This window comes from Limnovirga soli (genome assembly GCF_013106755.1).
GTDB lineage: Bacteria > Bacteroidota > Bacteroidia > Chitinophagales > Chitinophagaceae > Limnovirga > Limnovirga soli.
In genome coordinates, this window is the sequence record NZ_WHPF01000017.1 from 61,335 (window position 1) to 75,972 (window position 14,638).

Annotated in this window: 12 protein-coding genes and 1 tRNA gene; 6 read left to right on the forward strand and 7 right to left on the reverse strand. The window is 39.7% G+C overall.

Translation table 11 applies throughout. The annotated features are described in order from the left end of the window. Positions 1-23 precede the first annotated feature (23 nt). Positions 24-293 carry a tyrosine-type recombinase/integrase gene (locus tag GD597_RS22230; protein WP_171609637.1) on the reverse strand — a complete coding sequence of 90 codons (270 nt, stop codon included), beginning with the start codon at positions 291-293 and terminating at the stop codon, positions 24-26. Positions 294-838: 545 nt separating this feature from the next. Between GD597_RS22230 and galK the strand changes: the two genes are divergently transcribed. Further along, entirely contained in the window at positions 839-2,023 is a 1,185-nt protein-coding gene (gene galK, locus GD597_RS19595; protein ID WP_171609609.1) for a galactokinase, read from the forward strand. Between the two features lie 56 nt (positions 2,024-2,079). Here galK and GD597_RS19600 read toward each other — a convergent pair whose 3' ends face one another. From GD597_RS19600 to GD597_RS19610, 3 genes are all read right to left on the reverse strand, one after another. Then, positions 2,080-2,307 (reverse strand): hypothetical protein, encoded by a 228-nt coding sequence (locus GD597_RS19600; RefSeq protein ID WP_171609610.1) that lies wholly within the window; start codon positions 2,305-2,307, stop codon positions 2,080-2,082. A 41-nt stretch (positions 2,308-2,348) separates the two neighbouring features. Further along, the gene (locus GD597_RS19605) at positions 2,349-2,546 is read right to left on the reverse strand and encodes a YodC family protein (protein ID WP_171609611.1); all 198 of its coding nucleotides are present in this window, start codon (positions 2,544-2,546) and stop codon (positions 2,349-2,351) included. A gap of 240 nt (positions 2,547-2,786) precedes the next feature. Beyond that, positions 2,787-3,992, reverse strand: coding sequence for an acetyl-CoA C-acyltransferase (locus tag GD597_RS19610; RefSeq protein WP_171609612.1), 1,206 nt, complete (start codon positions 3,990-3,992; stop codon positions 2,787-2,789). Between the two features lie 341 nt (positions 3,993-4,333). On the opposite strand from GD597_RS19610, the gene GD597_RS19615 reads away from it, so the two are divergent. Next, the gene (locus GD597_RS19615; RefSeq protein ID WP_171609613.1) at positions 4,334-5,014 is read left to right on the forward strand and encodes an outer membrane beta-barrel protein; all 681 of its coding nucleotides are present in this window, start codon (positions 4,334-4,336) and stop codon (positions 5,012-5,014) included. Positions 5,015-5,105: 91 nt separating this feature from the next. Here GD597_RS19615 and GD597_RS19620 read toward each other — a convergent pair whose 3' ends face one another. The 3 genes from GD597_RS19620 to GD597_RS19630 form a co-directional block, all read right to left on the reverse strand. Beyond that, on the reverse strand, positions 5,106-7,757 hold the full coding sequence (locus GD597_RS19620) for a TonB-dependent receptor domain-containing protein (protein WP_171609614.1): 2,652 nt from the start codon (positions 7,755-7,757) through the stop codon (positions 5,106-5,108). 167 nt (positions 7,758-7,924) lie between these two features. Then, a complete protein-coding gene (locus GD597_RS19625) occupies positions 7,925-8,533 on the reverse strand; it encodes a hypothetical protein (protein WP_171609615.1) in 609 nt (202 codons plus the stop codon). Positions 8,534-8,731: 198 nt separating this feature from the next. Then, positions 8,732-8,808: transfer RNA gene (locus GD597_RS19630), tRNA-His, on the reverse strand. 347 nt (positions 8,809-9,155) lie between these two features. Between GD597_RS19630 and GD597_RS19635 the strand changes: the two genes are divergently transcribed. The 4 genes from GD597_RS19635 to GD597_RS19650 all read left to right on the forward strand — a co-directional run bounded on the left by GD597_RS19635 (position 9,156) and on the right by GD597_RS19650 (position 14,537). Continuing rightward, positions 9,156-11,303, forward strand: coding sequence for a carboxy terminal-processing peptidase (locus GD597_RS19635; RefSeq protein ID WP_171609616.1), 2,148 nt, complete (start codon positions 9,156-9,158; stop codon positions 11,301-11,303). Positions 11,304-11,824: 521 nt separating this feature from the next. Then, entirely contained in the window at positions 11,825-12,124 is a 300-nt protein-coding gene (locus GD597_RS19640; protein ID WP_171609617.1) for a UxaA family hydrolase, read from the forward strand. Beyond that, the gene (locus tag GD597_RS19645) at positions 12,114-13,319 is read left to right on the forward strand and encodes a UxaA family hydrolase (protein ID WP_171609618.1); all 1,206 of its coding nucleotides are present in this window, start codon (positions 12,114-12,116) and stop codon (positions 13,317-13,319) included. The genes GD597_RS19640 and GD597_RS19645 overlap by 11 nt, the downstream gene beginning before the upstream one ends. 39 nt (positions 13,320-13,358) lie before the next feature. After that, on the forward strand, positions 13,359-14,537 hold the full coding sequence (locus GD597_RS19650; RefSeq protein WP_171609619.1) for a THUMP domain-containing class I SAM-dependent RNA methyltransferase: 1,179 nt from the start codon (positions 13,359-13,361) through the stop codon (positions 14,535-14,537). The last annotated feature ends 101 nt before the right edge of the window (positions 14,538-14,638 follow it).

The window sequence follows — 14,638 nt, forward strand, 5'->3', positions numbered from 1 at the left end:
CTAAAAGCTTTTCCGAAAAAATGTTATTGATAATCAATACTTTTATTGTGCGTTTTTTCAACTAGATAGTGCCTCAATTTTTTTTTACCATTAATATTCCCTTTCTTCCATAAGTCATCAAAAGGGCTTGTAATATTTACCAATTGCATTTTAGCCACATGCAAATACATTTCTGTGGTAATAATGCTAAAATGGCCCAACATGTCATGTATGTAAATAACAGAAATACCTTTTTCCAACAAATAAATCGCAAAAAAATTGCGTAATGCATGAAAACTTACTTCTTTTCTAATCCCAGCTTTTTCCTATGATTTTTAACTTTTTGGGATAAAGCCATTTGTCAATTTTTCCCAATTCATTTCCAGTCAGCTAAAGCTGACGGCAATAAATTTTATTTCCGGATAGAAATTAATTGAGGCAATATTTCTTCATTTATCAATTTTTAGTTTTAGTCAAAATATGCATCAGTTATCATTGCATTTGGCTTTTGCAAACTGAGTAAAAAATTAGAATTGCATTGGCTTTAGCCAAAATAAAGTCCTCCGCCGCTATTTGTCCCTTTGCCAACACCCCCCAATTCCATCCCTGCCTTGCTAAAAGCCCATGGCACCATCCAACCGTACAAGTGTGCGACGCAAGCGGCGATGCCATTGGTAGGATAGCTGGGGTCAACATACCTACTACGAAACACAAACCAGCCTGCATTTTGAAGGGGGTATTTTTAAAATTAATTTTATTTTGAATGCTTATACCCCGAATTATTGTCTAAATGATATTTATTTGCACTTGGTACCTTTTTCTATAGCGAGCAATAACCATTTAAACAGCCATCTTTATTATGCCAGCATTTGTTGCCTCTGAAGACTTCAGCATTCCGGAAGTACTTAATGCATATAGGTTGCCCTCCACTGTAATTACAAGATCGCCAGGCCGTATTAACCTGATTGGCGAACATACTGACTATAATAATGGCTATGTTTTACCTGCTGCAATTGATAAAGCGGCTTATATTGCCCTAACACCCCGTACCGATAAAGCCATTCACCTGTTTTCTATTGATTTAAATGATAGCTATACCACCCATATAGATAATATTGAAAAATCTACCAAGGCCTCCTGGCCCAATTATATGCTGGGTATTGTACTGCAATTTAAAAATGCCGGTGTGGTAATGGGTGGTTTTGATGCTGCTTTAACGGCTGATATTCCTATTGGGGCTGGTTTGTCTTCTTCAGCCGCAGTAGAATGTGCCATGGGTATGGCGTTGGATAAACATTTTAAAGTAGGGTTAGATAAGTTAACACTGGTTAAAATGGCCCAAAAAGCCGAGCATGAATTTGCCGGTGTACAATGTGGCATTATGGATCAGTTTGCCAGTGTATTTGGCAAAAGAAACCATGTTATAAAACTGGATTGCCGCTCCCTGGAATATGTATACGAACCTTTTGCCATGGATGGCATTAAAATAGTATTGCTGGATACACAGGTAAAACACTCGCTGGGTTCTTCGGCTTATAACGAACGCCGACTGCAATGCGAACAAGGTGTAGCCTGGATGCAGGAACATGAACCACAGGTGAAAAGCTTAAGGGATGCAACATTAGCCATGTTGGATGCCCATGTTTTACCCAAAGATGCATTGGTGTACCAACGTTGTAAATATGTGGTCGAGGAAAATGAGCGACTGTTAAATGCCTGTCAGGACCTTGAAGCTATGAATATGCAGGCTTTTGGCCAGCGTATGTTTGAAACTCACGAAGGATTGAGTAAATTATATGAAGTAAGCTGCCCTGAGCTTGACTTTTTGGTAAATGTCGTAAAAGATAACCCGGCCGTAATTGGTGCCCGTATGATGGGTGCCGGTTTTGGTGGTTGCACCATTAACCTGGTGGCCGAAGATGCAGTGGATGCATTAATTGCCAATACCACTATTGCTTACAAGAATACCATGCAGCAACAGTTAAAAGCCTATATCGCAAAAATTGAAACTGGCACTTCGGTACTAAGTTGCCAAGGATTGTAATTGGTACGGCGGTATGGTACGGTAAAAATTAATACAAATCTACAAAACATACCCTATTATCGGCCGGATGGTGGTTTGTATAAACTACAAAAGTACTCATTGCCTAACTGGTATACATTGGCTGATCTAAATCCTCCATCATAGTTACGGTAAACAAAAGCCTTGTGTTTATTGAGGATTTTATTACGCTCTTTTACTTCCACGCCGGTTAAACCTAGTTTACTGATAAGCAGGCGCATTGGTTTTGCACGGGCAACGATTTCTGCTTTTTCTGAATCTGTCATATAGAATTAGAATTGGATTTAATGCAATCTTATCAGAAAAATTATTGTGCTAATTTAAGTAAGTCTTCCTGAAAAACGGCAGTTTGTTGTTTTTTGCCATCATACCAAACACATTCATATCTGTCTGGTATTGATTCATTGATGCCGGCACTTCTTTTAAAAGCATTTCCTTTTACTGTCATTGTATGACTTCCGGTTTTTAAGGTAATCACATCTCCCGTTTTAAACTTATTCGCCATACTTAAGAATATAATTATATCTGATAAAGTTGGGAAAGATACAGAAAAATACAATAATAATCAGGTTCGGGTATAGAATATTTCACAATACGTTTTTGCGTTGTAAAAATGCCTTTTGCCACATTGTTTCAAAAGAATTGGCAATGAATAAAATGACCTGTCAAACAAGGGATAAATCTTCTTTATCTTAGTAGCCATAAAGCCATGGTTGCTCTAATTATATAGTACATTCCTGCTGTTTTATACCCTTTCTAAAATAACGGCATACCCTTGTCCCACCCCAATACACATAGTTGCCAAAGCATATTTTTTTTGCTGTTGCTGTAATTCCAGTGCAGCCGTATAAATTAGGCGGGCACCCGTCATTCCCAAAGGATGGCCAAGTGCAATAGCACCACCATTGGGATTAATTCTGTTATCATCATCTGCCAGTTCAAATGCCCTGATGCATGCCAGCGACTGCGCCGCAAACGCTTCGTTTAATTCAATAATATCCATATCATCCAAGGTAAGTGCGGCTTTTGCAAGCGCTTTTTGTGTGCCTGTAACCGGCCCAATACCCATTATTCTTGGTTCTACACCCACCACCGCCGATGATACAATTCTTGCCAGAGGCTTAAGCTGATAATCATGTAAAGCCTGTTCAGATGCTATATAAACAGCAGCTGCACCATCGTTAAGGCCAGAGGAGTTGCCGGCTGTAACAGTGCCATTTTCTTTTTTAAATGCAGCTTTTAACTGAGCCAGTTGTTGCACATTGGTGGCAGGTTTTATAAACTCATCCTGCACAAACAGGCTTTTTTCTGATTTGCTTTTTAAAATTTCTACAGGAGTAATTTCCATGGCAAATCTGCCAGCGGCCTGTGCGGCAGCGGCTTTCATCTGGCTGTTAAAGGCAAATTGGTCCTGATCTGTACGGCTGATATTATACATCTCAGCCAAGTTTTCTGCAGTTACACCCATGGCATCGGTGCCATACAGGCTATGCATTAATGGATTTACAAAACGCCAGCCAAAGCTACTGTCGAACAGTTGTGTATCGTTACCAAATGCCTTACTGGCTTTTGACATTACCCAGGGCCCTCGGGTCATGTTTTCTACACCACCGGCCATAATAATATCAGCATCATTACATTGTATAGCCCTTGCCGCCTGTATTACTGCCGACATACCCGATGCGCATAAACGGTTTACCGTTTCGCCGGGCACGGTGTAGGGCAAGCCAGCCAGCAGCAACGACATGCGTGCCACATTGCGGTTATCGTCGCCGGCCTGGTTTACACAGCCCAGTATTACATCGTCTATTTTATCTAATGGAATATTGGGTTGTTTGGCAGCCAGTTGCTGAATGGCCAATGCCGCCAAATCATCGGCCCTAACGGTAGATAAACTGCCGCCAAAACTGCCAATTGCTGTTCTTATTCCATCTACAATATATGCCTGCATAACTTGTGTTTATTTATCTGCTGCATAGCATTAGCAACCGTACAAGAGTGCGACGCAAGTGTTGCTGCTACTTGTACCTGGGCTGGGCCCATAATGGCTGCTAAAATTACAGTTACTGCAAATGTAGCTTTTGTTTTTACTTAATTAAGGTTACACAATAGCATGTAAATACAATTTGTTAGCCCGGCTGTTGAATACAGATTTGGCTTTACTTGCGTCGCACTCTTGTACGGCAGAATAGATTGCTACAAATTAATGCGATTGTTTTACTCCGATACAAATACCCTGTAAATGGTATTGCCATAGAATGCTAAACAATGTTCTTTTATAAAAAATAATTTATGAGAAAATTGTTGATGTTTTTATTGGTGTTATGTGCAGCAAATATTGCCCGGGCACAGGTTAGCGCTGCAACTTTTAGGTTATTGGGTGGTTTTTCTATGCCTAAATATACCTATGCATTAAACGGAACATCTGATTCCCGGGATGCTTATCCGGGATTTTCTGGTGCCCTGATGTTATCCGTATATTCTGATGAGCCCGGTGCTAACAACACTATGAGCCTGGGTGTTCATTTGGCTATGAATTATACACAAAAGGGAGCTATTAATAAAAATCTATCTGGCCAGGGCCAATTACAAGCCGATAACAGAATTACTTATTTACAAGGAGATGCATTGGCCAGTATTGGCTTTGGTAAAAACAGAAGAAAAGGCAGCTTTGTTGATTTTTGTGTTGGACCTTATTTAGCCTACGCATTAAATGGCGAGCAACAGCTGAAGTTAACGAATGGCACAAGTACCAATACCAGGTTTAATTTTGGTACATCCACCTCAGATGATTTTATTCAGTTTGACCTGGGTCTGAAAACCGGGCTGATGTGTACACTTTCATCACGCTTTACCGTTGCGGCCATGTACGAATATGGCATAAGCGATATTGCCCCACAGGAAGCGCTAAAAATTCAGAACCGGAATTTTTTAATAAGTGCCGGTATAAATTTTGGCTATAAAAAAAGATAAACGCTCTTTAAAATTTATAAAGCCGCAAACAAAATAATAGATACAAAAAAGGCCGCAATGAAAATTGCGGCCTTTTTAATGTGTTTATATGTTATTGCATCATATCTGCTGCGCCGCTGGCATCAGATTTAGTGCTTTTGCGTTTAAATAAGCTGGCATCGAACTTGCCAAAACGGTAGTTGAAGTTGAGCCTTAATACCTGTGGATCTCTTCTTCTTTTGCTGGTTTGTGTAAAAAAGTCAGACTCAGAATAACTGCTGGAAATTTGTGTTCTTAAAAAGTCGTTCATGCTAAGTGTAAGTGAGGCACTTTGTCCGTTTTTCCAGGTCCAGTCTTTTTTTACAGCAATATCAAAACTGTAACGGGGGTTAATATAGCCTTGTGCAGAGTTGATAGAGCCTCCAAAGAAACCGCCACCCATACCACCACGGCCGCCGCCGGAATTGGTAGGCAATACCGTTTTAGCCTGATAATCGCCTGATAATTGAATGGAATAATTTTTAGGCAACTTAAAGTTGTTGTTTATTTTGGTAAACCAGCTCCAGCGTTCGGATGATATTTGGTTTTGCGCATCGCCACCATTTATTTTGGCATTAAACAGGTTAAGGTTTACGGTAAGATCCCACATTTTAGCCAGCGTAATTTTATTGGTAAACTCCAATCCAAAAGAACGGCTGCTTTGGGCATTAATATAGGTTACAAAATACACACTGTCTGATTTGTTAATGGATGTATCTGGGTTTTCGTCGCGGTAAATAAAATTGGTAATCAGGTTGGTAGTGCGTTTATAATAAGCCGATACCAGAAAATTTGCACCTTTTTTATAGGCGTTGTTATAGTTTAACTCAAAGGCATTGGTAAATTCTGGCTTTAAACCGGGGTTACCTACGCTGATATTTAATGGATCGCTATTATCTATAAATGGTAATAATTGGAAAAAGTTAGGCCTGTTAATTCTGCGGGAATAATTTACCTGAAGGTCTTGCTTATCATCAATTTTGTAAGTAATAAAGGTGCTGGGGAAAAGGCTTAAAGGAAAAGAGACTTTAAAAGAGGAATCCTTACCTAACAGCGTGCCATCATAATTAGAGCTTTCGGCCCTTAAACCAAACTGATAGCTCATTTTTTTGGTTTTGATGCTATATGTTCCATAGGCTGCAAACACCTGATCAGTAAATTTATATTTACTGCTTATGGTAGGTAATAAAACATAATCACCGGTAGAATAGCTATACACATATTGATCGTTGATGTTTTCAAATTTTCTCAAAGCAGCCCTGGCACCCAATTCTAATTTTGAGTTATCATTAATCGGGTTTTCATAGTCGGTTTGTATTGTTAAAAACTTATTATAACCCGAACCTATGCTCTGTTGCAAAAGCGATGGATATTTTGAACTGTTTTGCTCAGTAAAATAATCCGTATTGTAAGTGCCATAATTATCGTTTTTGCTGTAATTATAATTTACATCAGCCGATATATCGTGACCGTTTTTAGCAAAATTGTGTTTAAAACTAAGCTGAGAGCCAAGGTTTCTAAAGTTTCTAACACTGGTAGCCAAACGCTCACTTTTGGTTTGAAATACCTCATTTACCGTGGAATCTATTAATTGTGTTTCATCTGTATTAAACTGGCCCCGGTTGTAGCTGGCCGCCACCGTAATGGTATTTCTGTTGTCAACAAAATAATCAAGTCCACCACGGAAGAAACCAAAATACCCTTCGCTGGTAGCATCGCTGGTTTGAATAATATTACTGCTGGGACTTATAAAGTTTTGCCTGTTTATTTCAGAGGTGGAGAGCGATTTTCGCTGGTTATAGTTACCGCTCAGGAAAAAATTGATTTTATTCTGCCGCACATTAATATCCACCCCGGTATTTATTTTACCCCTTGAATCAACACCCATTCTTATACCGCCATTGTAACCTGTTTTCTTGTTTTTCTTTAGAACAATATTTAAAATACCTGCATTACCACCCGATGCATCGTATTTGGCAGATGGGTTGGTAATCAATTCAACTTTATCAATAATGTCAGCTGGTATCTGGTCAAGCGTTAGGGTAGTAGGCCTGCCATCTACGAAAAGGGTGGGGGCTGCATTACGCAAGGTTACATTACCATCAATATCTACATTTAGCGATGGTATTTGTTTCATCAGCTCAGTAGCTGTTTGTCCGGTACTCACAATATTCTTGTCCACATTAAAAATTTTACGGTCAACGCCCATTTCAAAAAATGGTTTTGGGGCAGATGTAACAGTAACCCCAGCCAGGGTATTTTCGCTTTGTTCTATTTTTATATTGCCTAAATCTTTGTCAATCATGTTCATCATCTGCTGCATTCTGTCGCTTTGGTTACCTGCTGCAGTGCCTTGTCCGCCACCCATTTTTAACCCAAATGATATGGTGGTATCCTTGTCCTTATAGCCAATATTTGTTATGCGCAATTTATAATTACCCATAACAGGCAGGTTGTCTGCGCTAAAATCACCGTTATTGGCGGTAAGTATGGTGGCGGCAATAAATGGTTTTACTTTTTTGGTTAGGGTGTCAAATTTTGTTGTAGTAAGTTGTACGGTGGCACCTTCAACACCTTTATTTGTTTTACTGTCTACAATTTTGCCATAAAAATGGCCCATGTTTAAATTTTGTCCGCCGGCTTTACTAAAATTGCCACCTGGCATTTGTGCAATAGCAAGTGTGCTGTTAAGAAACACTGCGAGTAATATGTATATGTTTTTCATTTCGGTAATTTAAAATGTAAAATTAAAATGGGTTAAGGCGCCAGATGGAACAAAATATACCAATCCAAAAAATGTGGCGACATATATCTTCTCTTTGTTAGCCGGCTTTTGTTTACTAATACTGCTTTGCTTGCCACGCTCGGTTCAGGGTTCACCCTTTGTGGCAGCTAAACAGCCAAAGCAACAACAAATAAATACTCAATAAAGCCAAGTACCAAACCGCCTGTAAAAAACAACAGTGCTAATTTGTTAAAGTGTCTGCCAAATTGTTGCTGTACCCAATTGCTAATGTCTTCCGTCGGAATTGCTATTAATCTGCCGGCAATTTCAGCTTCTATATCATGTTGTTGTTGTATATTTTCAATAAAGGCAGCCATTACGGTGGGGAAAAGCGTTTTTAACTCCTCCAGAAATAATGCCCTAAGCTGTGTCAAAATACTATCGCCAACAAACATGCTTATAACAGGAATGGCCTCTTTTAGTTTGATATGCAGAAAATCATCAATGTGTTTTTCTATCAGTGGCATTGCTTTTTCCAGTGTTTGCGGGCTGGTAAGTTTTTTCTGTAGAATTGGGCTGTTGTTAAATGCGGTAGCAATTGTATGGGCTAATTGTGTGGCCATTTGCTGCTGCATACCTGGAATAATGCCCTGAATGGTGAAGCCTAAAAAATGGATGGGTTGTACTGGTTTATACAAAAACCAAATACAAAGCTTACAAATAAGCCAGCAGCCAATGGCAGTAGAAACAGGTAATATAAAAAGTAAAGGGCTCATATATATTGTTTATCAGTACTGCAGTACTGTTTTTATGCAAAGCGTTAGGGATTGTAACGGAAAGCCCGCAGCCACGCCAAAGGCTGGGCGAGGACTTGCAGTGAAAAGCCCGACCCGAAGGGTAACGCCCAAAATGCATTGCTTATTAATAAGAACAATAAAAAAACCCTGCAGGCTACTACACTTGCAAGGTTTTATTGGGGAGGCTAATGGGTCTCGAACCCACGGCCTTCAGTGCCACAAACTGACGCTCTAACCGACTGAGCTATAGCCTCCGTATCAAACGGTTTTGCCGAATGAGGCGGCAAAAATAAAAAAATACATTAACCCACCAAAACATTATTGTAATTGTTTGGGTATTTCTTTCCACAATAGCGCTACAACCAAATGTGGGTAAGGGTTTTACAAGCATAATGAAATAAGTGCCTGCCGGCTTTAACAAATAGCTTTATTGAAGAAATTGCCAGGGTTTAAAAAATAAAACCTAATTATAACAATTGCTGCTTATTTTTATTTTACGCAAAACCGTTAGTAGAAAACCTTTGTTAATATATATCTGCGGTTTATTAAACACAGTTATTTCATATATTTTTGAGATATGCCTTTTAAAATTTTACAATTTATGATGAAACGCGAAGTATGGCCTGTTGTGCTGATTGTGTTATTTGGTGCTGCATTCTGGGCTTTTAGAGGAACGGATACTGCCGTTACAAACAGTGATACCGATGAATATGCCAAACAGCAAAAATTATTAAGTGCCATAGGGAATATACTGGAAGCAAAGCATTATAGCCCTAAAGCCATTGACGATGCTTTTTCAAAAGCCGTATTTAAAAAATATATTGATGATCTGGACCCTGATAAAAACCTGTTTTTACAGGCCGATATTACTGCCTTTTCAAAATTTCAAACTACCATTGATGATGAAATAAAGGGCAATGCTGCTATACAGTTTTACCCAACGGTTGGTGGTATTTATCTTAAACGGATTGTTGATGCAATGAGCATCTATAAAGAAGTATTAGCGCAGCCTTTTGATTTTAATGTGCAGGAAGTTGCACAGCTGGATGGCGATAAACTTGATTATGCCGCCAATGAAGCTGCCCGTAAAGAACTATGGCGTAAACGTACCAAGTTTATGACATTGGAACGCTTTATTGACTTACAGCAACAACGCGAAAAAAGCAATGGTAAAGACACTTCGGTAGACAAAACTGATGCTGAGCTGGAGCAGCAAGCCAGAACAAAAGTGCTTGCAGCACTGGATCGTAACTATAACCGCCTTAAACTGGTATTTGACGATAATATGCAGTTCAGCACTTTTGTAAATACCATTACAGATTTGATGGATCCGCATACCGCGTATTTCGCCCCGGTAGAAAAAAGAGCTTTTGATGAAGAAATGAGTGGCCGTTTTTATGGCATTGGTGCGCAGTTAAAAGAAGAAGATGGTAATATTAAAATAGCCAGCCTTATTACCGGTAGCCCTGCCTGGAAAAGCCAGAAAGTGCAGGTAAACGATATTATAGTAAAAGTGGCACAAGGCAGTGCTACACCTGTTGATGTTACCGGTTACGCTGTTACTGATGCTGTAAAACTGATACGTGGTACCAAAGGCTCTGAAGTGAGAATTACCTTTAAAAAGGGGGATGGTACGATGGAAGTAGTTACCATAATAAGAGACGAAATTGTGCAGGATGAAACTTTTGCACGCAGTGCCGTAATTAACGATGGCGATAAAAAAATTGGCTATATTTTTCTGCCAGAGTTTTATGCCGACTTTGAAAGGGCAGATGGTAATCGCTGCTCAGCAGATGTTGCGGCCGAAATAAAAAAACTAAAAAGTGAAAATGTTGCCGGTATTATTCTAGATCTTAGAAACAATGGCGGTGGCTCTTTATACGAAGTTGTACAAATGGTAGGCTTATTTATAAAAAGCGGCCCGGTAGTACAGGTAAAAGACAGGGATGGAAAACCAGCTACCCTTAGCGATACGGATCCTTCTGTATTATATGATGGTCCATTAACCGTTATGGTAAACGAATTAAGTGCTTCTGCCTCTGAAATATTTGCTGCAGCCATACAGGATTATAAAAGGGGTGTAATTGTAGGTAGTACCTCTACTTACGGCAAAGGCACCGTGCAAAAACAATTGCCATTGGGTAAACCACTGGATGTATTTAGTGGACAAACCGAATTTGGTGCGCTAAAACTTACTTTCGAGAAATTCTACCGTATTAATGGTGGCTCTACACAATTAAATGGTGTTACACCCGATATTATTTTGCCCGATACCTATGAATACCTCAAGTTTCGTGAAAAAGACAATCCATCTGCTTTAAGTTGGGATCAGATTCCTCAGGCTAAATATGAATATCCTGCCAATGCAGTAAACCTGGCTGAGATAAAAGTAAAAGCAGATGACCGTATAAAAAGCAATACCTCCTTTGGCATTATTAAAAACAATACCAACTGGCTAAGTAATAATATAGAAAGGGAATACAACCTTAACATTACAGCCTATAAAAAGCAGCAGGCTTTAATAAAATCAACGGTTAATCAGGATGAAGCGGTATCAAAACTTAAAAAGCCCATAGATATGCAACCTGCTGCTGCTGATAATAATAAGTTTTATCATAATCCCGATAAACCCAAAGGCGAACGCTACCAGCAATGGTTAAAAAGTGTTCAGGGCGATATTTATATTAACGAAACCGTAAATATTGTGAACGATATTCTGGCTACTCAAAGCACAACTGTAAAGCAATAACCTAGAGCAAATTAAAGCTAAGCCTTCTCCGCAAGGGGAGGGCTTTTTTATGCTTTTATATTGTTTACAAGTATTTGTAGCCCGGCAAAAGAACAAAGCATGGGGCTTTACTTGCGTCGCACTCTTGTACGGTTGGAATATACATCTGCAGTTAAATGGTGCATAAAGCAGATTGGGAAATAACATTTAGTTTTTTATTGCGGGTACACATTGCCAACTCTTTGGTGCGAACCTGCTTTACATTATAGCTGCCATGATAACAGAACCCTGAACCGAGCGTGGCAAGTAAAGTAAAATTTGTAATCAACAGCTGGCTACCAAATTATAGCAAAAGCTTAAAAGCCAATCAGTAAAATTTTTATTATTATGTACCATTTAAGGCATACATATAGTAAAAATTTACCCATTATCAATACAAAAACAATTATTATCCGGCTACTTTATCAATGTGATTTATAACATGATGAATAGTTTTATCTTTAGAAAAAGAAGTAGTTAATAAATTAATTTACTAATAGCTTATGAGTAAGCTGATACAGATACATCCAAACGATAATGTGTTGATAGTGCGGCAAACCATATTGCCGGGAGATGAGGAAACGATAAATGGTATTGCAATAGTTTTTGATAAAACAATAGGTCTTGGGCATAAAATTGCATCAACCAGTATAGCAGCTGGTGCCATAATTTATAAATATGGGGTTCCCATTGGTTCTGCACTAAATCAGTTACATCCCGGCGATCATGTGCATCTGCATAATATGAAAAGCGATTATATAGCAACCTATACCTTAGCTAAAGAATTTATTCATGCAAAATAATAGTCAGTTAAAAGGCTATCTGCGTAAAGATGGTCGTAAAGGCATAAGAAATGTAATTGTGGTGGCCTATCTGGTAGAATGTGCCCATCATGTGGCCAGAGAAATTAGCAGTCATTTTAGAGGGCAGCAAGTACATCTTATTGGTTTTCCAGGCTGTTATCCCAATGCCTATGCCGATAGAATGATGAATGCTCTATGCACGCACCCCAATGTAGGCGGCGCTTTACTGGTATCATTGGGCTGCGAAAGTTTTAACCGTAACCGTTTGCTGGAAAATGTTGCTGCATCTGGCCGGCCTGCGCATTTGGTAGGCATACAGCAAAAAGGTGGCACCCGCAAAGCCATTGCCGAAGGAATAGCCTGGGTAGAAGAAGCCATGCAAACCATTGCAAATGTAGAAGTAGTTAACCTGCAGGTGAGCGATTTAATTGTAGGCACCGTTTGTGGCGGCAGCGATGCTACCAGTGGCATAACCGCCAACCCTGCAGTAGGTAAAGCTTTTGATACACTGGTAGCTAATAATGGTATTGCCATTTTTGAAGAAACCGGTGAAATGATTGGTTTAGAAGCCATCATGAGCCAACGGGCCATTACGCCTGCACTTAGCGAAGAACTACGAAAATCAGTTGAGAAAGCGGCTAAATATTATACCATTATGGGCCATGGCAGTTTTGCACCAGGCAATGCAGATGGGGGCTTAACTACAATTGAAGAAAAGTCCATGGGGGCTTATTGTAAAAGTGGTAACTCACCCATTTCAGGCTTAATTAAGCCTGGTGATATTCCCAATAAACCGGGTTTATACCTGATGGATGTAGTACCTGATGGCGAACCAAGGTTTGGATTCCCTAATATTAGTGATAATGCAGAAATTGTAGAAATGATAGCCAGTGGTTCGCACATGATATTATTTACTACTGGTCGCGGTTCTGTAGTTGGCTCGGCAATTGCACCTGTAATAAAGATATGCGCCAACCCCGAAACCTATGAACGCATGCAGGATGATATGGATATTGATGCAGGTAAAATCTTATTTAATAAAGCTAGTCTGGATGATGTAGGTAATGAGATTTTTACCTTAATACAAGCAGTTGCTGGCGGAGAAAAAACCTGCTCTGAATCGCTGGGGCATCAGGAGTTTATTTTGACCTATAAAACTTTCGACCCCATTGGCCCGGGTTGTTTGCCGGTATAATATCAAAAATTTACAGCTAATAAAAGCTAAGTTTGCGGCATGCAAGTTTTTACCACACAACGCCGTATAATTATTACCTGCCATAAATGGCTTAGTCCTACTTTGCAAACTGAAGTAAAAGCACTTGGTTTTGCCATTGTGAGGGCATTCCCTACCGGTGTTGAATTATTTGGAACGGTAGAAGATTGTATAACACTTAACCTGCAATTACGTTGCGCCAGTCAGGTAATGTATGCATTAAAAAGCTTTACCTGCAATAACCCCGATGAATTGTATAATAATCTGGTAAGCCTTCCCTGGGAAACCATAATAGCCCCTGAGGGATATTTTTCCGTAACCAGTAATGTGTATCATCCCACCATTCGTACCGAATTATTTGCCAATTTGCGGGTAAAAGATGCCATTGTAGACCGTATGCGTAACCAGGTAAATACCCGCCCTTCAACAGGTGCTGCATTGTCAGGTGCAGTAGTATATCTTTTCTGGAAAAATGAAGAAGCAGAAATATTTTTGGATACCTCTGGCGAAACGCTGGCCAAACATGGCTATCGCAAATTGCCGGGTAAAGCCCCCATGCTGGAAGTGCTGGCCGCTTCTACTATTTTAGCCACAAAATGGAACCGGCAATCGCCATTTATTAATCCCATGTGTGGTTCTGGCACATTAGCCATAGAAGCTGCATTAATAGCCACTAACCGGGTACCGGGTTTATTACGAAATAATTATGCCTTTATGCATATTACAGGCTACCAGCCGGCCATGTATGAAAACCGTAAAGCTGTATTGACACAACAAATTAAGGAGGTGCCAGGGCTAACTATAATTGCGTCCGATTTAAGTGCAGAAGCTATTAAAGTTTCAAAAATAAATGCCGAGGTAGCGGGTGTGGCGCATTTGATACAATTTGAAGTATGCGATTTTGAACTTACTAATGTGCCGCCGCAGGCAGGTGGCGTAGTAATGTTTAACCCGGAATATGGCGAACGCTTGGGCGATATTAGCGAACTGGAAATGACCTATGCCCGTATGGGCGATTTTCTCAAAAATAAATGTATGGGGTATACCGGTTATATTTTTACGGGTAACCTGGAACTGGCAAAAAAAATTCGACTTAAACCCAGCAGGCGCATAGAATATTTTAATGCAACCATCGATTGCCGGCTGTTGGAATACGAAATGTACAGCGGTACCAAGCGAATCGATAAAGAAATTAAGTAAGCCATTTTTTAGCCAGGCTATATGGCATAATCAGGCTTTACTTGCGTCGCACACTTGTGCTGCATAACAGTATGCGGCACAAACATTATTCTATTGTAAAA